The organism is Pseudovibrio sp. Tun.PSC04-5.I4, assembly GCF_900104145.1.
Taxonomy (GTDB): domain Bacteria; phylum Pseudomonadota; class Alphaproteobacteria; order Rhizobiales; family Stappiaceae; genus Pseudovibrio.
In genome coordinates, this window is the sequence record NZ_FNLB01000008.1 from 583303 (window position 1) to 604147 (window position 20845).

General features: G+C 51.8%; 8 protein-coding genes and 2 pseudogenes. 2 read left to right on the forward strand and 8 right to left on the reverse strand.

The genetic code is table 11. The features are described from left to right. Positions 1–46 precede the first annotated feature (46 nt). Positions 47–394 carry an IS66 family insertion sequence element accessory protein TnpB gene (gene tnpB, locus BLS62_RS30290; RefSeq protein WP_093175290.1) on the reverse strand — a complete coding sequence of 116 codons (348 nt, stop codon included), beginning with the start codon at positions 392–394 and terminating at the stop codon, positions 47–49. Continuing rightward, a complete protein-coding gene (locus BLS62_RS30295) occupies positions 391–735 on the reverse strand; it encodes a transposase (RefSeq protein WP_159436532.1) in 345 nt (114 codons plus the stop codon). The genes tnpB and BLS62_RS30295 overlap by 4 nt, the downstream gene beginning before the upstream one ends. Before the next feature lie 96 nt (positions 736–831). Between BLS62_RS30295 and BLS62_RS30300 the strand changes: the two are divergent. Beyond that, a pseudogene (locus BLS62_RS30300) lies at positions 832–999 on the forward strand (transposase domain-containing protein); the annotation flags it as partial. Positions 1000–1050: 51 nt separating this feature from the next. On the opposite strand, the gene BLS62_RS30305 reads toward BLS62_RS30300, so the two are convergent. From BLS62_RS30305 to BLS62_RS30325, 6 genes and pseudogenes are all read right to left on the reverse strand, one after another. Beyond that, complete coding sequence (locus BLS62_RS30305) at positions 1051–1341, reverse strand: transposase (protein ID WP_093191617.1); 291 nt, start codon at positions 1339–1341, stop codon at positions 1051–1053. Positions 1342–1458: 117 nt separating this feature from the next. Further along, positions 1459–1591 (reverse strand): annotated as a pseudogene (locus BLS62_RS31485) (IS3 family transposase); the annotation flags it as partial. Between the two features lie 84 nt (positions 1592–1675). Further along, positions 1676–2428, reverse strand: a complete 753-nt coding sequence (locus BLS62_RS30310; RefSeq protein ID WP_093191622.1) for an aspartate/glutamate racemase family protein — start codon at positions 2426–2428, stop codon at positions 1676–1678. Between the two features lie 26 nt (positions 2429–2454). Further along, a complete protein-coding gene (locus BLS62_RS30315) occupies positions 2455–14448 on the reverse strand; it encodes a non-ribosomal peptide synthetase (RefSeq protein ID WP_159436617.1) in 11994 nt (3997 codons plus the stop codon). Further along, a complete protein-coding gene (locus BLS62_RS30320) occupies positions 14394–18305 on the reverse strand; it encodes a non-ribosomal peptide synthetase (RefSeq protein ID WP_093191631.1) in 3912 nt (1303 codons plus the stop codon). Before BLS62_RS30320 ends, BLS62_RS30315 begins: the two co-directional genes overlap by 55 nt. Before the next feature lie 29 nt (positions 18306–18334). Further along, complete coding sequence (locus BLS62_RS30325; protein ID WP_159436618.1) at positions 18335–20347, reverse strand: condensation domain-containing protein; 2013 nt, start codon at positions 20345–20347, stop codon at positions 18335–18337. Between the two features lie 232 nt (positions 20348–20579). Between BLS62_RS30325 and BLS62_RS31890 the strand changes: the two genes are divergently transcribed. Continuing rightward, positions 20580–20825 carry an AMP-binding protein gene (locus BLS62_RS31890; RefSeq protein WP_093191641.1) on the forward strand — a complete coding sequence of 82 codons (246 nt, stop codon included), beginning with the start codon at positions 20580–20582 and terminating at the stop codon, positions 20823–20825. The last annotated feature ends 20 nt before the right edge of the window (positions 20826–20845 follow it).

Sequence of the window (20845 nt, forward strand, 5' to 3'; positions counted from 1 at the left end):
ATGACACCAGCAACACCACAAATATCCTATTGAAACCAATAGATATTCACCCCATTCTTGCCGGCGGAGATCCCCAACTCGGCCGTCTCCAGTCCATCCCTTCCCACAGCATCGCAAGTTGGGCTGACGTCAGTCTGGCCGTGCCGTCTGCGGGCGATGGCCAGGGAAAACAGCCGGTTTCCAACACCTTGTAATAAAGGCAAAAGCCCTGACCATCCCAATAAAGCAGTTTGACCCGATCTCCGCGCCGACCTCGGAATGCAAACACCGCTCCATTTGCCGGGCGCTGACGCAATTCTGTTTCCGCCAGTGCGGCTAAGCCAGAAATCCCCTTGCGCATGTCGGTCACTCCGCAGGCCAGATACACTCGCACGCCTGTTCCCGGCCCAATCATGCCGTTTCCACCAAGACAATGAAGCGCTGGATCTGTGTATCGCTCAGATCGCTGGAAAGCCTCAAGCTGCGTCCTGTGCTCAAACCAACTTCAATACAAACAGGATGTACTGGAGCAGGATCCGGGGCAGCAACCACAACTGGCACAAAGACTGACTGGCGCTCAATATCGGCACTTTCAGCACTGCTAAAATGCTTGAGCCAACGCCTCAGTAGATAACGATCAATGTTGTGTTGGCGGGAAATATCAAGAACAGAGGCACCATCAACCCCAATCTCAGAGATAATCGACAGCTTCTCTTCACGCGTCCACGTGCGCCGCACCTGCTTAACTTTAGACAAGGCCATCCTCCATAAAACTCAGGAGGTAAATACCCTATCAGAAACAAACCCGTAAGGCGGTCCTGAGCGGACGCTTACACTCTAGCCGACGCCATGACGCTGATTGAAACTGCAAAGATGAATGGCCTTAACCCACAAATCTATCTGACCGACATCCTAGCCCGCATCAACGATCACATGATCAACCGCCTCCACGAGCTCCTGCCATGGAACTGGAAGCTGGACGCAAAATCACAGCGGCAAGCCCAAACCTTGGCGCCTTGAGCGGACGGTTACATCTCACAGATGTCCTTGCCCACATCAACGATCACATGATCAACCGCCTCCACGAGCTCCTGCCATGGAGCTGGAAGCCGGACGCAAAATCACAGCGTCAAGCCCAAACCATGGCGCCTTGAGCGGACGGTTACCAAAAATGGGAGCCTTCGTGTTTTCACTTGTGTTGCTCTCGCAGTACTGAGCCATCCATCGCTTCAGCAAGTACCGGCCGACACCATGGCTCTGCGCAACATCAAACAACGTTGCTCCATCAACCCCAACTTGCGCAGTGATTGCCACCTTTTCTACCCGTGTCCACGACCGCCGTGGCCTCGATTCATCCAACAATGACTTGCCTCCTCAGCTAAAACTGAAGAAGAAAATACTCAATCAAATGCAACCAAGTAAGGCGGTACTGAGCGGACGGTTACTAAACACCGCTTACGGTCTAAACACCGCTTACTGAACATCAAACTCTTGAGTTAACTCACTCAAGGTCTTCTCTGCGCGAATAGCAGCAAGCGCCACCTTCGCTTTAAAAGCCGGGCTATGGTTCCGGCGGGGACGTCTACTCATGGTGATCTCCTGTTCTTGGCATCATGCCAGTTTCAGGAGCTAAATCCACTTATACTACCTGTCCAAAAAACCTGAGCCACCTCTATCCAACCCATCAAGGCTCAATTTAGGCTGGTTGAACAATATTTGCCATCGCTGTGTTGCAGCTTATACGAACGCACTCTTCGGCTAGCGCGAGGGTTGGATCAAGGAGTTTTTCGTTAAAGGGAAACCCAAATCCACACAAAGCTATGGGGAGTTCTGTGCACCCGAGAATGATATATTCAACTCCAAATGATAGTAAATTATCAATTAATGGAAGCAATAATGATTGAGCTTCTTGTATCATTCCACGTTTTATTAAGTGTATAGATGTCTCAACTATATCATTAACTTCAATATTACATATATTGTCAATATCTATATCATAACTATTAATATGAGACTCATATATTCTTTGAGATGAGGTTGCTGATGTAGATAGAATTGCTACAGATTTACATTTCTTATGTATTAAGGATTTACATAAAACTTGGGCAATATGAAGAATTGTATTATCTGATAATAGCTGAAGCTCTTTGAACCAACAGTGTGCCGTGTTGCAAGGAATTGCAACACAAGCTAACTCAAATGAATTTAGCCATGTAACTCCCTCAACCATTAACGGCAAAGGTGAAGCACCACCGTGGAGTAGCGCACTAGTCCTATCTGGAGTCTCGGGATTGGAGTACAATAGAAATGGAACATGTTGCTGGTCATGCGCCGCTTTTGCGCTTATCGCTATCTTGTTCAGAAAATCTAACGTGGCATAAGGTCCCATGCCGCCAATAATGCCAATCGGTTTCTTTTTGCTTGTTATTATATGTTTATTGGATAACAAAGTTGTGCCTCCTGTTTGCAATATAACTAAAATCTTTTATTTATGACATCTATGATTTTCTTCAGTTCTTTGTCGGCAATCTTATTTTTAGTTAATAAGTTAAATATTTTTTTTATCTTATCTAAGAATGTTTCTGCTAAGCGTTCTATGTACTCTTTATTGTGCAGCGTCGGGTTATACGTCCAATCGACTGAGAGGCAGTTATTTATTACTCTTGCTGTTATATCGAGAAGATGGGGCCTCTGGTTATCAGCACCACGGTTTGCACCAATACTCCCTTTTGTTGGCTCGAATAGGTTGCTGTTAGAGAAGGTTTGATCAAAATGCCCCAAGTAATTAAGGCTAACTTGTGGTGTTGGTATTTCTCTTAAATCGCTTTTTATTTCGCGCAGCAAACCATAACCAATACCTCTGCAGGGCACTGCATCTAAGCTTTCCTGAGTTCTTTTTAACACTTCAGCGCTTGTGATGTTTGAGAGGTCAATTAATATTGGATAAGTTGTTGTAAACCAACCTACCGTCCGACTTATATCGAGATCTTCAAACAGTTCTTCACGACCGTGTCCTTCAAGTTCAATCAGCGCCATTGGTTGACCCGTAGCTTCTGTCAGTGTTTGCGCTAAACTAGCTAACAATAGTGTCTCGATGGTAGCGCCAACCCGCGGAATTTTATGTACTAATTGTGCGGTTGTATGGCGGTCTAACTTCTTCCGTATAGTTTTTGCTGTCCCTTCCAAATTGTCTCCGGCGTGGTCAACAGGAAGAGGTATAGCTCGCTCCCAAGGTTGCTCCTTCCAGTAAGGAATTTCATTATCTAACTTGTCCGCGTAGGCAAACAGTCTATTAGTCCAGTTCAGCCAAGAACTAGTCTTGGGCGGCAATTCTACTAATTGATTACGTTCCATCGCTAAATAAGCGGTTGAAAGATCTTCGATTAGAACACGCCACGAAACCCCATCAACCACTAAGTGGTGAGCTATTAGCAGTAGTTGTCCCGATCCCGTCGATTCGGCAAAGAAAACGCCTTTCAATAGAGGGCCTTGTGTCAAACAAAAACCTGTCTGAACTTCAGTTGCTTTTTGAGTGATGTGAGTCGAGCGTTCTTCTGCTGATAATGGCGTTAGATCAACCATCTCCAGATAAGGTCTAGTATCTGGTGGACTGAACTCCTGTCGCCAACTATCTCCCCGGTGTACAAACCGTGACCGAAGTACATCATGGTGTGTAAATACAACAGCTAAAGCCTCTGCTAAAAGGTTAAAATCAATAGGTCTATTCAACCGGAGAAGTAGTCCTTGATTCCAATGAGTTGGTGTCTCTAGTTTGAGGTTCATAAACCAATGTTGGATTGGGGTCAGTTCGGAGTCCCCTATAATGGGACCTTGCTCGTCGCTTCCCAGGTGCGGTGTTTTTATCACCTTACTCAAATCTGTTACCGATTGATTGGCAAAAATATCTCGGACTTGCAAACCAAGACCACGTTGCTTAGCGCGACTAATAACCTGAAGGGCCAAGATAGAATCTCCCCCCAAATCGAAGAAGTTGTCCTCAACGCCGACCTGTGTCACGCCCAGAACTTCTGCCCAGATGCTGGTAAGCATCTCTTCAACTGGTGTACGCGGAGCAATATAAGCCTTACGCACCAATCCGCTGTCATCAGGTTCTGGCAGCGCCTTGCGGTCAAGCTTTCCGTTCGGGGTTAAGGGCAGAGCTGACAAAGTAACAAATGCCGCTGGAACCATGTAATCAGGCAAGGTCTGCTGAAGATGCGCGCGTAAATCACCTGCGCTTGCATCTCCGACCACATAAGCAACCAGCCGCCCTTCTCCGGGGCCATCTGCACGTAGCAACACAGCTGCCTGACCAACAGATGGATGCGATGTTAGAGCCGCTTCAATCTCACCGGTCTCGATCCGGTAACCCCGCAGCTTCACCTGATGGTCGTAGCGACCTAAGAACTCAAGTGCACCATCAGCACGCCGGTAAACCCGGTCTCCGGTGCGGTATAACCGGCCTCCGGCCGAACCAAACGGATCTGGAACAAAACGTTCCGCGGTCAAATCCGGCCGCCCTAAATAACCACGAGCTAAGCCAACTCCGCCAATGTAAAGCTCGCCTGATACCCCAACAGGCACAGGCTCAAGCCCTCCATCAAGAACGTAAAGCTGAGTGTTCCAGATCGGATAACCAATCGGAACAGAGCTCGACTTTTGCTCGCCAATCGACGTATCGGACGGAATTGATACTGTTTGCACACAGCAACCGACTGTTGCCTCAGATGGGCCATACTCATTCACGATCTCTGTTGTATGTTTCTTCGACCATGGACCGAATCCATCGCTAGATAATGCTTCTCCACCGATGACAAGAAGGTTGGTTGTATCAATAGCATCTGTCGGGATTTCGCCCTCAAGCATACGAAGATGGCTGGGGGTGAGCTTTATAAAGCTTTTGCTATCTGGGATGCGTTGCAAGGTAAACTTCAGAGCATCAGGTTCCTCAGGAACCAATTCACAGCATCGCCCAAGCAAAAGGGGCAACCACAATGAGGTAACAGAAAGATCAAAGAAGATTGGACTATGGACAAGTGACTTGGTCCAATCACTTGCGCCATAAGTATGTGCTGCCCATAATAAATAGCTCTTCAGGTTTTGGTGACGGATCATGACCCCTTTCGGGCGTCCGGTTGAGCCGGACGTGTAAATCACATAGGCAAGGTTTTCAGCATCCACCGTCACATCCGGTGAGCTTTGAGGATATTGGCGAATGATCTCCGCATCGGCCTGCAAACACACCAACGGATGATCACTGACCAATCCTGAATGAGCATCATCACATACAACAAGAGAGGCCCCCGCATCCTGCAGCATAAACGCTAACCGGTCAGGCGGATAGGCAGGATCAAGCGGAAGGTAGGCACCTCCAGCCTTGAGGATGGCCAGCAAACTCACAACCATCTCAGCTGACCGGTCAACGCACAAGCCAACAATAACTTCTGGGCCAACTCCAAGAGTACGCAGATGATGGGCAAGCTGATTGGCACGAGCCTCTAACTCACCATAACTTAAACACTGCCCCTCAAACTCCACTGCAACTGCATCTGGCTGTCGGGCAACCTGTTCAGCAATAAGCTCATGCAAGCAACGGTCTTGCGGATAATCTGCTGCCGTTGCATTCCACTCTTCTAAAACCTGATGACGTTCTGCCTCATCAAGCAGTGAGAGCGTGGAGATCTTCTGCTCTGGATCTGCGGAGGCCATCGCCGCCAAAAGACGCTCCAGATGGACAACCAGGCGTTCCATTGTCGACGCTTCAAACAGATCTGTGCTGTATTCCAGGCGCCCGCGCAGCCCTTCCCGCGTTTCACTCAAACTCAAAGTAAGATCAAACTTTGCCGTATTGCCTGTGAGCGGCTCGCTCTGAACGCTTAGACCAGGCAGTGCCATGGCATCCCCTGGAGCGTTTTGCAGCACCAACATTGCCTGGAACAGAGGGTGGCGAGAAAGATCTCGTTGCGGCTGGAGTGCTTCAACCAACCGCTCAAACGGCACATCTTGATGACCATACGCTTCAAGCGCCAGTTCTCTCGTGCGAACCAGAAGGTCATGCACACTGGGATCATCTGACAGATTGCCGCGCAACACCAAGGTGTTGACAAAAAAGCCAATCAGCCCTTCCAGCTCTGGGCGGCGACGCCCGGCCACAGGGGCACCCACCACCACATCATTTTGCTCGCTGTGACGGCTGAGCAGAACCTGAAAGGCTGCCAGAAGAACCATGAACAAGGTCACGCCTTCCCGCTGGCTCAAGGCTGTCAACGCGCCTGATAGTTCAGCCGGGAAAGTCACCTCAATCCGGGCCCCATGGCCACTCATCACTGCCGGACGAGGATGATCTGTAGGAAGGTCTAATGTTGGAAGCTCCTGAAGCTTGTCACACCAGTACGAAAGCTGCCCCTCCAGACGCTCCCCCTCAAGCCAGCGCCGCTGCCAGGCGGCATAATCAGCATATTGCACGGGCAGGGTTGGAAGATCGGCTGGCCGTTCCTCACATTGTGCAGCATAAAGCTCTCCCAGTTCCCGCACCAAGACGCCTATGGACCAGGCATCAGAAACAATATGATGTATGCTCACAACCAGCACATGGCGATCCGCGGCAAGGCGTAAAAGCTCTGCCCGGAACAAGGGACCAGTCGAAAGATCAAACCGCGCAGCAGTCAGATCCTGCATGTGTGCCTTCAGCTGTTCTGAGGACAAGCCATCCACATCGGTAATCTTCAATAGGAAATCTGCCGGCGGATCAATTACCTGATAACCGACCCCCTCTTCTTCTACAATCCGCGTGCGCAAGCTCTCATGACGCTCAATCAGTGCTGTAAACGCCCTTTCAAGTGAAGGTACATCCAACGCACCATTTAACCTGACTGCCCCGGAAACATTATAAGCAGACTGTTCTGGTGCCAGTTGATCCAAAAACCAAAGACGTTCTTGAGAGTGTGAAAGCTTCAAAGCCCCACTTCGGTCCACTGGATCCAGAGGCAGATCTTCCATAGTCCGGCCCAAACCGAGAGCCAGCTCGACAGCTGCCGCCAGATCTTTAACGCATGGTGCCTCGAACAATGCCTTCAACGGTATCTCTACAGCAAAAGCCTGTCCCACACGCGCCATAACCTGCATGGCTAGAAGGGAATGCCCCCCCAAGTCGAAGAAGTTGTCCTCAACGCCGACCTGTGTCACGCCCAGAACTTCTGCCCAGATGCTGGTAAGCATCTCTTCAACTGGTGTACGCGGAGCAATATAAGCCTTACGCACCAATCCGCTGTCATCAGGTTCTGGCAGCGCCTTGCGGTCAAGCTTTCCGTTCGGGGTTAAGGGCAGAGCTGACAAAGTAACAAATGCCGCTGGAACCATGTAATCAGGCAAGGTCTGCTGAAGATGCGCGCGTAAATCACCTGCGCTTGCATCTCCGACCACATAAGCAACCAGCCGCCCTTCTCCGGGGCCATCTGCACGTAGCAACACAGCTGCCTGACCAACGGATGGATGCGATGTTAGAGCCGCTTCAATCTCACCGGTCTCGATCCGGTAACCCCGCAGCTTCACCTGATGGTCGTAGCGACCTAAGAACTCAAGTGCACCATCAGCACGCCGGTAAACCCGGTCTCCGGTGCGGTATAACCGGCCTCCGGCCGAACCAAACGGATCTGGAACAAAACGTTCCGCGGTCAAATCCGGCCGCCCCAAGTAACCACGAGCTAAGCCAACTCCGCCAATGTAAAGCTCGCCTGATACCCCAACAGGCACAGGATCAAGCCCTCCATCAAGAACGTAAAGCTGAGTGTTCCAGATCGGATAACCAATCGGAACAGAGCTCGACTTTTGCTCGCCAATCGACGTATCGGACGGAATTGATACTGTTTGCACACAGCAACCGACTGTTGCCTCAGATGGGCCATACTCATTCACGATCTCTGTTGTATGTTTCTTCGACCATGGACCGAATCCATCGCTAGATAATGCTTCTCCACCGATGACAAGAAGGTTGGTTGTATCAATAGCATCTGTCGGGATTTCGCCCTCAAGCATACGAAGATGGCTGGGGGTGAGCTTTATAAAGCTTTTGCTATCTGGGATGCGTTGCAAGGTAAACTTCAGAGCATCAGGTTCCTCAGGAACCAATTCACAGCATCGCCCAAGCAAAAGGGGCAACCACAATGAGGTAACAGAAAGATCAAAGAAGATTGGACTATGGACAAGTGACTTGGTCCAATCACTTGCGCCATAAGTATGTGCTGCCCATAATAAATAGCTCTTCAGGTTTTGGTGACGGATCATGACCCCTTTCGGGCGTCCGGTTGAGCCGGACGTGTAAATCACATAGGCAAGGTTTTCAGCATCCACCGTCACATCCGGTGAGCTTTGAGGATATTGGCGAATGATCTCCGCATCGGCCTGCAAACACACCAACGGATGATCACTGACCAATCCTGAATGAGCATCATCACATACAACAAGAGAGGCCCCCGCATCCTGCAGCATAAACGCTAACCGGTCAGGCGGATAGGCAGGATCAAGCGGAAGGTAGGCACCTCCAGCCTTGAGGATGGCCAGCAAACTCACAACCATCTCAGCTGACCGGTCAACGCACAAGCCAACAATAACTTCTGGGCCAACTCCAAGAGTACGCAAATGATGGGCAAGCTGATTGGCACGAGCCTCTAACTCACCATAACTTAAACACTGCCCCTCAAACTCCACTGCAACTGCATCTGGCTGTCGGGCAGCCTGTTCAGCAATAAGCTCATGCAAGCAACGGTCTTGCGGATAATCTGCTGCCGTTGCATTCCACTCTTCTAAAACCTGATGACGTTCTGCCTCATCAAGCAGTGAGAGCGTGGAGATCTTCTGCTCTGGATCTGCGGAGGCCATCGCCGCCAAAAGACGCTCCAGATGGACAACCAGGCGTTCCATTGTCGACGCTTCAAACAGATCTGTGCTGTATTCCAGGCGCCCGCGCAGCCCTTCCCGCGTTTCACTCAAACTCAAAGTAAGATCAAACTTTGCCGTATTGCCTGTGAGCGGCTCGCTCTGAACGCTTAGACCAGGCAGTGCCATGGCATCCCCTGGAGCGTTTTGCAGCACCAACATTGCCTGGAACAGAGGGTGGCGAGAAAGATCTCGTTGCGGCTGGAGTGCTTCAACCAACCGCTCAAACGGCACATCTTGATGACCATACGCTTCAAGCGCCAGTTCTCTCGTGCGAACCAGAAGGTCATGCACACTGGGATTATCTGACAGATTGCCGCGCAACACCAAGGTGTTGACAAAAAAGCCAATCAGCCCTTCCAGCTCTGGGCGGCGACGCCCGGCCACAGGGGCACCCACCACCACATCATTTTGCTCGCTGTGACGGCTGAGCAGAACCTGAAAGGCTGCCAGAAGAACCATGAACAAGGTCACGCCTTCCCGCTGGCTCAAGGCTGTCAACGCGCCTGATAGTTCAGCCGGGAAAGTCACCTCAATCCGGGCCCCATGGCCACTCATCACTGCCGGACGAGGATGATCTGTAGGAAGGTCTAATGTTGGAAGCTCCTGAAGCTTGTCACACCAGTACGAAAGCTGCCCCTCCAGACGCTCCCCCTCAAGCCAGCGCCGCTGCCAGGCGGCATAATCAGCATATTGCACGGGCAGGGTTGGAAGATCGGCTGGCCGTTCCTCACATTGTGCAGCATAAAGCTCTCCCAGTTCCCGCACCAAGACGCCTATGGACCAGGCATCAGAAACAATATGATGTATGCTCACAACCAGCACATGGCGATCCGCGGCAAGGCGTAAAAGCTCTGCCCGGAACAAGGGACCAGTCGAAAGATCAAACCGCGCAGCAGTCAGATCCTGCATGTGTGCCTTCAGCTGTTCTGAGGACAAGCCATCCACATCGGTAATCTTCAATAGGAAATCTGCCGGCGGATCAATTACCTGATAACCGACCCCCTCTTCTTCTACAATCCGCGTGCGCAAGCTCTCATGACGCTCAATCAGTGCTGCAAACGCCCTTTCAAGTGAAGGTACATCCAACGCACCATTTAACCTGACTGCCCCGGAAACATTATAAGCAGACTGTTCTGGTGCCAGTTGATCCAAAAACCAAAGACGTTCTTGAGAGTGTGAAAGCTTCAAAGCCCCACTTCGGTCCACTGGATCCAGAGGCAGATCTTCCATAGTCCGGCCCAAACCGAGAGCCAGCTCGACAGCTGCCGCCAGATCTTTAACGCATGGTGCCTCGAACAATGCCTTCAACGGTATCTCTACAGCAAAAGCCTGTCCCACACGCGCCATAACCTGCATGGCTAGAAGGGAATGCCCCCCCAAATCGAAGAAGTTGTCCTCAACGCCGACCTGTGTCACGCCCAGAACTTCTGCCCAGATGCTGGTAAGCATCTCTTCAACTGGTGTACGCGGAGCAATATAAGCCTTACGCACCAATCCGCTGTCATCAGGTTCTGGCAGCGCCTTGCGGTCAAGCTTTCCGTTCGGGGTTAAGGGCAGAGCTGACAAAGTAACAAATGCCGCTGGAACCATGTAATCAGGCAAGGTCTGCTGAAGATGCGCGCGTAAATCACCTGCGCTTGCATCTCCGACCACATAAGCAACCAGCCGCCCTTCTCCGGGGCCATCTGCACGTAGCAACACAGCTGCCTGACCAACGGATGGATGCGATGTTAGAGCCGCTTCAATCTCACCGGTCTCGATCCGGTAACCCCGCAGCTTCACCTGATGGTCGTAGCGACCTAAGAACTCAAGTGCACCATCAGCACGCCGGCAAACCCGGTCTCCGGTGCGGTATAACCGGCCTCCGGCCGAACCAAACGGATCTGGAACAAAACGTTCCGCGGTCAAATCCGGCCGCCCTAAATAACCACGAGCTAAGCCAACTCCGCCAATGTAAAGCTCGCCTGATACCCCAACAGGCACAGGCTCAAGCCCTCCATCAAGAACGTAAAGCTGAGTGTTCCAGATCGGATGACCGATCGGAACAGAGCTCGACTTTTGCTCGTCAATCGACGCATCAGAAGGAACCTCAAAATAAGTTGAGGACATTGTGCATTCAGTTGCTCCACATAAGTTGACTAAGAAAATGTTCGGAAAAATGCTTTTTGCTCTTGAAACCAAGTTCCAAGGTAGAGACTCTCCACTTATCATAGCGAGGCGAAGCGGCAAGTGCTTTGATGAACTGGAAGAAATGTAATCCAAAATTGCAGAGAAAAAACTCGGCGTTGTACTAATGAGAAGTGTCACGTTTCTGGATAAAATCCTATTTGCAACGAAAAAAGGGTCATTCCCCACTTCTCTAGGAGGTATGATTACTTCTCCGCCAGCAATTAATAAACCAAAAATATTTCTAATTGAGGCATCAAATGTGATTGGTGGGATCACAACAGTATGGTCAGAAGAGCAGATTTTATACCGATGATTAAAGTCTAATAGATATTGAACAGCGCTGCTATGACGGATCATGACTCCTTTCGGGCGTCCGGTTGAGCCGGACGTGTAAATCACATAGGCAAGGTTTTCAGCATCCACCGTCACATCCGGTGAGCTTTGAGGATATTGGCGAATGATCTCCGCATCGGCCTGCAAACACACCAACGGATGATCACTGACCAATCCTGAATGAGCATCATCACATACAACAAGAGAGGCCCCCGCATCCTGCAGCATAAACGCTAACCGGTCAGGCGGATAGGCAGGATCAAGCGGAAGGTAGGCACCTCCAGCCTTGAGGATGGCCAGCAAACTCACAACCATCTCAGCTGACCGGTCAACGCACAAGCCAACAATAACTTCTGGGCCAACTCCAAGAGTACGCAAATGATGGGCAAGCTGATTGGCACGAGCCTCTAACTCACCATAACTTAAACACTGCCCCTCAAACTCCACTGCAACTGCATCTGGCTGTCGGGCAACCTGTTCAGCAATAAGCTCATGCAAGCAACGGTCTTGCGGATAATCTGCTGCCGTTGCATTCCACTCTTCTAAAACCTGATGACGTTCTGCCTCATCAAGCAGTGAGAGCGTGGAGATCTTCTGCTCTGGATCTGCGGAGGCCATCGCCGCCAAAAGACGCTCCAGATGGACAACCAGGCGTTCCATTGTCGACGCTTCAAACAGATCTGTGCTGTATTCCAGGCGCCCGCGCAGCCCTTCCCGCGTTTCACTCAAACTCAAAGTAAGATCAAACTTTGCCGTATTGCCTGTGAGCGGCTCGCTCTGAACGCTTAGACCAGGCAGTGCCATGGCATCCCCTGGAGCGTTTTGCAGCACCAACATTGCCTGGAACAGAGGGTGGCGAGAAAGATCTCGTTGCGGCTGGAGTGCTTCAACCAACCGCTCAAACGGCACATCTTGATGACCATACGCTTCAAGCGCCAGTTCTCTCGTGCGAACCAGAAGGTCATGCACACTGGGATCATCTGACAGATTGCCGCGCAACACCAAGGTGTTGACAAAAAAGCCAATCAGCCCTTCCAGCTCTGGGCGGCGACGCCCGGCCACAGGGGCACCCACCACCACATCATTTTGCTCGCTGTGACGGCTGAGCAGAACCTGAAAGGCTGCCAGAAGAACCATGAACAAGGTCACGCCTTCCCGCTGGCTCAAGGCTGTCAACGCGCCTGATAGTTCAGCCGGGAAAGTCACCTCAATCCGGGCCCCATGGCCACTCATCACTGCCGGACGAGGATGATCTGTAGGAAGGTCTAATGTTGGAAGCTCCTGAAGCTTGTCACACCAGTACGAAAGCTGCCCCTCCAGACGCTCCCCCTCAAGCCAGCGCCGCTGCCAGGCGGCATAATCAGCATATTGCACGGGCAGGGTTGGAAGATCGGCTGGCCGTTCCTCACATTGTGCAGCATAAAGCTCTCCCAGTTCCCGCACCAAGACGCCTATGGACCAGGCATCAGAAACAATATGATGTATGCTCACAACCAGCACATGGCGATCCGCGGCAAGGCGTAAAAGCTCTGCCCGGAACAAGGGACCAGTCGAAAGATCAAACCGCGCAGCAGTCAGATCCTGCATGTGTGCCTTCAGCTGTTCTGAGGACAAGCCATCCACATCGGTAATCTTCAATAGGAAATCTGCCGGCGGATCAATTACCTGATAACCGACCCCCTCTTCTTCTACAATCCGCGTGCGCAAGCTCTCATGACGCTCAATCAGTGCTGCAAACGCCCTTTCAAGTGAAGGTACATCCAACGCACCATTTAACCTGACTGCCCCGGAAACATTATAAGCAGACTGTTCTGGTGCCAGTTGATCCAAAAACCAAAGACGTTCTTGAGAGTGTGAAAGCTTCAAAGCCCCACTTCGGTCCACTGGATCCAGAGGCAGATCTTCCATAGTCCGGCCCAAACCGAGAGCCAGCTCGACAGCTGCCGCCAGATCTTTAACGCATGGTGCCTCGAACAATGCCTTCAACGGTATCTCTACAGCAAAAGCCTGTCCCACACGCGCCATAACCTGCATGGCTAGAAGGGAATGCCCCCCCAAATCGAAGAAGTTGTCCTCAACGCCGACCTGTGTCACGCCCAGAACTTCTGCCCAGATGCTGGTAAGCATCTCTTCAACTGGTGTACGCGGAGCAATATAAGCCTTACGCACCAATCCGCTGTCATCAGGTTCTGGCAGCGCCTTGCGGTCAAGCTTTCCGTTCGGGGTTAAGGGCAGAGCTGACAAAGTAACAAATGCCGCTGGAACCATGTAATCAGGCAAGGTCTGCTGAAGATGCGCGCGTAAATCACCTGCGCTTGCATCTCCGACCACATAAGCAACCAGCCGCCCTTCTCCGGGGCCATCTGCACGTAGCAACACAGCTGCCTGACCAACGGATGGATGCGATGTTAGAGCCGCTTCAATCTCACCGGTCTCGATCCGGTAACCCCGCAGCTTCACCTGATGGTCGTAGCGACCTAAGAACTCAAGTGCACCATCAGCACGCCGGCAAACCCGGTCTCCGGTGCGGTATAACCGGCCTCCGGCCGAACCAAACGGATCTGGAACAAAACGTTCCGCGGTCAAATCCGGCCGCCCTAAATAACCACGAGCTAAGCCAACTCCGCCAATGTAAAGCTCGCCTGATACCCCAACAGGCACAGGCTCAAGCCCTCCATCAAGAACGTAAAGCTGAGTGTTCCAGATCGGATAACCAATCGGAACAGATGATTGCTCCGTTGCATTTACCAAATACCAACTAGCAAATACAGTAATTTCTGTAGGGCCGTAAGCGTTTACAATTCGCCGTCCATTACACCATGGCTTCAATAAGGATGGAAGTGAAGCTTCGCCTGCTACTCCTAGCATTTTTAGATTGAGAGCTTGGTCTGGCTTAATTGTCGCCAAGATAGATGGAGGAAGCATCAAAGTTGTTATAGCGCGTGCACTTATCTGGTTCGTCAATACAGAACCAACTAAATGCGTGCGTGGAGCGGGACTATCAGCCGCGCACCAGCCTTTAGTGTGCAAAAGATCTCCCAAACTGACACATCGAAACTAAAGCTTGCAAATTGTAAGACTCGGGAGTCAGCTGTAATAGAGAACACTTCAATTAGAGCTATTATAGAATGACGCGCACCGTTATGACGGATCATGACCCCTTTCGGGCGTCCGGTTGAGCCGGACGTGTAAATCACATAGGCAAGGTTTTCAGCATCCACCGTCACATCCGGTGAGCTTTGAGGATATTGGCGAATGATCTCCGCATCGGCCTGCAAACACACCAACGGATGATCACTGACCAATCCTGAATGAGCATCATCACATACAACAAGAGAGGCCCCCGCATCCTGCAGCATAAACGCTAACCGGTCAGGCGGATAGGCAGGATCAAGCGGAAGGTAGGCACCTCCAGCCTTGAGGATGGCCAGCAAACTCACAACCATCTCAGCTGACCGGTCAACGCACAAGCCAACAATAACTTCTGGGCCAACTCCAAGAGTACGCAGATGATGGGCAAGCTGATTGGCACGAGCCTCTAACTCACCATAACTTAAACACTGCCCCTCAAACTCCACTGCAACTGCATCTGGCTGTCGGGCAGCCTGTTCAGCAATAAGCTCATGCAAGCAACGGTCTTGCGGATAATCTGCTGCCGTTGCATTCCACTCTTCTAAAACCTGATGACGTTCTGCCTCATCAAGCAGTGAGAGCGTGGAGATCTTCTGCTCTGGATCTGCGGAGGCCATCGCCGCCAAAAGACGCTCCAGATGGACAACCAGGCGTTCCATTGTCGACGCTTCAAACAGATCTGTGCTGTATTCCAGGCGCCCGCGCAGCCCTTCCCGCGTTTCACTCAAACTCAAAGTAAGATCAAACTTTGTCATATTGCCTGTGAGCGGCTCGCTCTGAACGCTTAGACCAGGCAGTGCCATGGCATCCCCTGGAGCGTTTTGCAGCACCAACATTGCCTGGAACAGAGGGTGGCGAGAAAGATCTCGTTGCGGCTGGAGTGCTTCAACCAACCGCTCAAACGGCACATCTTGATGACCATACGCTTCAAGCGCCAGTTCTCTCGTGCGAACCAGAAGGTCATGCACACTGGGATCATCTGACAGATTGCCGCGCAACACCAAGGTGTTGACAAAAAAGCCAATCAGCCCTTCCAGCTCTGGGCGGCGACGCCCGGCCACAGGGGCACCCACCACCACATCATTTTGCTCGCTGTGACGGCTGAGCAGAACCTGAAAGGCTGCCAGAAGAACCATGAACAAGGTCACGCCTTCCCGCTGGCTCAAGGCTGTCAACGCGCCTGATAGTTCAGCCGGGAAAGTCACCTCAATCCGGGCCCCATGGCCACTCATCACTGCCGGACGAGGATGATCTGTAGGAAGGTCTAATGTTGGAAGCTCCTGAAGCTTGTCACACCAGTACGAAAGCTGCCCCTCCAGACGCTCCCCCTCAAGCCAGCGCCGCTGCCAGGCGGCATAATCAGCATATTGCACGGGCAGGGTTGGAAGATCGGCTGGCCGTTCCTCACATTGTGCAGCATAAAGCTCTCCCAGTTCCCGCACCAAGACGCCTATGGACCAGGCATCAGAAACAATATGATGTATGCTCACAACCAGCACATGGCGATCCGCGGCAAGGCGTAAAAGCTCTGCCCGGAACAAGGGACCAGTCAAAAGATCAAACCGCGCAGCAGTCAGATCCTGCATGTGTGCCTTCAGCTGTTCTGAGGACAAGCCATCCACATCGGTAATCTTCAATAGGAAATCTGCCGGCGGATCAATTACCTGATAACCGACCCCCTCTTCTTCTACAATCCGCGTGCGCAAGCTCTCATGACGCTCAATCAGTGCTGCAAACGCCCTTTCAAGTGAAGGTACATCCAACGCACCATTTAACCTGACTGCCCCGGAAACATTATAAGCAGACTGTTCTGGTGCCAGTTGATCCAAAAACCAAAGACGTTCTTGAGAGTGTGAAAGCTTCAAAGCCCCACTTCGGTCCACTGGATCCAGAGGCAGATCTTCCATAGTCCGGCCCAAACCGAGAGCCAGCTCGACAGCTGCCGCCAGATCTTTAACGCATGGTGCCTCGAACAATGCCTTCAACGGTATCTCTACAGCAAAAGCCTGTCCCACACGCGCCATAACCTGCATGGCTAGAAGGGAATGCCCCCCCAAGTCGAAGAAGTTGTCCTCAACGCCGACCTGTGTCACGCCCAGAACTTCTGCCCAGATGCTGGTAAGCATCTCTTCAACTGGTGTACGCGGAGCAATATAAGCCTTACGCACCAATCCGCTGTCATCAGGTTCTGGCAGCGCCTTGCGGTCAAGCTTTCCGTTCGGGGTTAAGGGCAGAGCTGACAAAGTAACAAATGCCGCTGGAACCATGTAATCAGGCAAGGTCTGCTGAAGATGCGCGCGTAAATCACCTGCGCTTGCATCTCCGACCACATAAGCAACCAGCCGCCCTTCTCCGGGGCCATCTGCACGTAGCAACACAGCTGCCTGACCAACGGATGGATGCGATGTTAGAGCCGCTTCAATCTCACCGGTCTCGATCCGGTAACCCCGCAGCTTCACCTGATGGTCGTAGCGACCTAAGAACTCAAGTGCACCATCAGCACGCCGGCAAACCCGGTCTCCGGTGCGGTATAACCGGCCTCCGGCCGAACCAAACGGATCTGGAACAAAACGTTCCGCGGTCAAATCCGGCCGCCCTAAATAACCACGAGCTAAGCCAACTCCGCCAATGTAAAGCTCGCCTGATACCCCAACAGGCACAGGCTCAAGCCCTCCATCAAGAACGTAAAGCTGAGTGTTCCAGATCGGATGACCGATCGGAACAGATGCTTTTCCTGACGTGACTTTATGCAATGCAGACCAAATTGTCGTCTCACTCGGCCCATATAAATTCCAAACATGCTCATGGCATGCTGTTAACCCACCTGCAAGATCTCGGGATAGTGCTTCCCCACCACACAATATCTTTCGTAGTCCTGAAGGTATACCTCCAGTCTCCAACAAGAGATACCAAGTGGTAGGAGTAGCTTGAAGAACTGTTACGCGACTACTCTTCAATATGTTAGTTAAGGCAAGTCCATCTACTGCGCTTGACCGTGTTACCAAAACACAGCGGCCACCTAATATAAGTGGAGCTAAAATTTCAAGAGTAGCTATATCAAAAGTCAAGTTGGTAACTGCTGCCAAAACATCGCCAGCTGTGAGCTCAAGGACCGCTGTTAAGCTAGATAACGCCCCATTTAATCCTCCATGACGGATCATGACCCCTTTAGGGTGTCCGGTTGAGCCGGACGTGTAAGTCACATAGGCAAGGTTTTCAGCATCCACCGTCACATCCGGTGAGCTTTGAGGATATTGGCGAATGATCTCCGCATCGGCCTGCAAACACACCAACGGATGATCACTGACCAATCCTGAATGAGCATCATCACATACAACAAGAGAGGCCCCCGCATCCTGCAGCATAAACGCTAACCGGTCAGGCGGATAGGCAGGATCAAGTGGAAGGTAGGCACCTCCAGCCTTGAGGATGGCCAGCAAACTCACAACCATCTCAGCTGACCGGTCAACGCACAAGCCAACAATAACTTCTGGGCCAACTCCAAGAGTACGCAGATGATGGGCAAGCTGATTGGCACGAGCCTCTAACTCACCATAACTTAAACACTGCCCCTCAAACTCCACTGCAACTGCATCTGGCTGTCGGGCAACCTGTTCAGCAATAAGCTCATGCAAGCAACGGTCTTGCGGATAATCTGCTGCCGTTGCATTCCACTCTTCTAAAACCTGATGACGTTCTGCCTCATCAAGCAGTGAGAGCGTGGAGATCTTCTGCTCTGGATCTGCGGAGGCCATCGCCGCCAAAAGACGCTCCAGATGGACAACTAACGTTCCATTGTCGACGCTTCAAACAGATCTGTGCTGTATTCCAGGCGCCCGCGCAGCCCTTTCCGCGTTTCACTCAAACTCAAAGTAAGATCAAACTTTGCCGTATTGCCTGTGAGCGGCTCGCTCTGAACGCTTAGACCAGGCAGTGCCATGGCATCCCCTGGAGCGTTTTGCAGCACCAACATTGCCTGGAACAGAGGGTGGCGAGAAAGATCTCGTTGCGGCTGGAGTGCTTCAACCAACCGCTCAAACGGCACATCTTGATGACCATACGCTTCAAGCGCCAGTTCTCTCGTGCGAACCAGAAGGTCATGCACACTGGGATCATCTGACAGATTGCCGCGCAACACCAAGGTGTTGACAAAAAAGCCAATCAGCCCTTCCAGCTCTGGGCGGCGACGCCCGGCCACAGGGGCACCCACCACCACATCATTTTGCTCGCTGTGACGGCTGAGCAGAACCTGAAAGGCTGCCAGAAGAACCATGAACAAGGTCACGCCTTCCCGCTGGCTCAAGGCTGTCAACGCGCCTGATAGTTCAGCCGGGAAAGTCACCTCAATCCGGGCCCCATGGCCACTCATCACTGCCGGACGAGGATGATCTGTAGGAAGGTCTAATGTTGGAAGCTCCTGAAGCTTGTCACACCAGTACGAAAGCTGCCCCTCCAGACGCTCCCCCTCAAGCCAGCGCCGCTGCCAGGCGGCATAATCAGCATATTGCACGGGCAGGGTTGGAAGATCGGCTGGCCGTTCCTCACATTGTGCAGCATAAAGCTCTCCCAGTTCCCGCACCAAGACGCCTATGGACCAGGCATCAGAAACAATATGATGTATGCTCACAACCAGCACATGGCGATCCGCGGCAAGGCGTAAAAGCTCTGCCCGGAACAAGGGACCAGTCGAAAGATCAAACCGCGCAGCAGTCAGATCCTGCATGTGTGCCTTCAGCTGTTCTGAGGACAAGCCATCCACATCGGTAATCTTCAATAGGAAATCTGCCGGCGGATCAATTACCTGATAACCGACCCCCTCTTCTTCTACAATCCGCGTGCGCAAGCTCTCATGACGCTCAATCAGTGCTGCAAACGCCCTTTCAAGTGAAGGTACATCCAACGCACCATTTAACCTGACTGCCCCGGAAACATTATAAGCAGACTGTTCTGGTGCCAGTTGATCCAAAAACCAAAGACGTTCTTGAGAGTGTGAAAGCTTCAAAGCCCCACTTCGGTCCACTGGATCCAGAGGCAGATCTTCCATAGTCCGGCCCAAACCGAGAGCCAGCTCGACAGCTGCCGCCAGATCTTTAACGCATGGTGCCTCGAACAATGCCTTCAACGGTATCTCTACAGCAAAAGCCTGTCCCACACGCGCCATAACCTGCATGGCTAGAAGGGAATGCCCCCCCAAATCGAAGAAGTTGTCCTCAACGCCGACCTGTGTCACGCCCAGAACTTCTGCCCAGATGCTGGTAAGCATCTCTTCAACTGGTGTACGCGGAGCAATATAAGCCTTACGCACCAATCCGCTGTCATCAGGTTCTGGCAGCGCCTTGCGGTCAAGCTTTCCGTTCGGGGTTAAGGGCAGAGCTGACAAAGTAACAAATGCCGCTGGAACCATGTAATCAGGCAAGGTCTGCTGAAGATGCGCGCGTAAATCACCTGCGCTTGCATCTCCGACCACATAAGCAACCAGCCGCCCTTCTCCGGGGCCATCTGCACGTAGCAACACAGCTGCCTGACCAACGGATGGATGCGATGTTAGAGCCGCTTCAATCTCACCGGTCTCGATCCGGTAACCCCGCAGCTTCACCTGATGGTCGTAGCGACCTAAGAACTCAAGTGCACCATCAGCACGCCGGCAAACCCGGTCTCCGGTGCGGTATAACCGGCCTCCGGCCGAACCAAACGGATCTGGAACAAAACGTTCCGCGGTCAAATCCGGCCGCCCTAAATAACCACGAGCTAAGCCAACTCCGCCAATGTAAAGCTCGCCTGATACCCCAACAGGCACAGGCTCAAGCCCTCCTATCATAGAACGTAAAGCTGAGTGTTCCAGATCGGATGACCGATCCAAGCGCAAGCAGATGGACTGCGACTGGCCTTAATTCCTAAACAGTATTTTGCAATGCATGCTATGTTACCGCCAGCGCTCAACAGTATCTTCGGATAGCTAACATTCCCTAGCCCACTTGGTATCTCTTGTTGGAGACTGGAGGTATACCTTCAGGACTACGAAAGATATTGTGTGGTGGGGAAGCACTATCCGAGATCTTGCAGGTGGGTTAACAGCATGCCATGAGCATGTTTGGAATTTATATGGGCCGAGTGAGACGACAATTTGGTCTGCATTGCATAAAGTCACGTCAGGAAAAGCATCTGTTCCGATCGGTCATCCGATCTGGAACACTCAGCTTTACGTTCTTGATGGAGGGCTTGAGCCTGTGCCTGTTGGGGTATCAGGCGAGCTTACATTGGCGGAGTTGGCTTAGCTCGTGGTTATTTAGGGCGG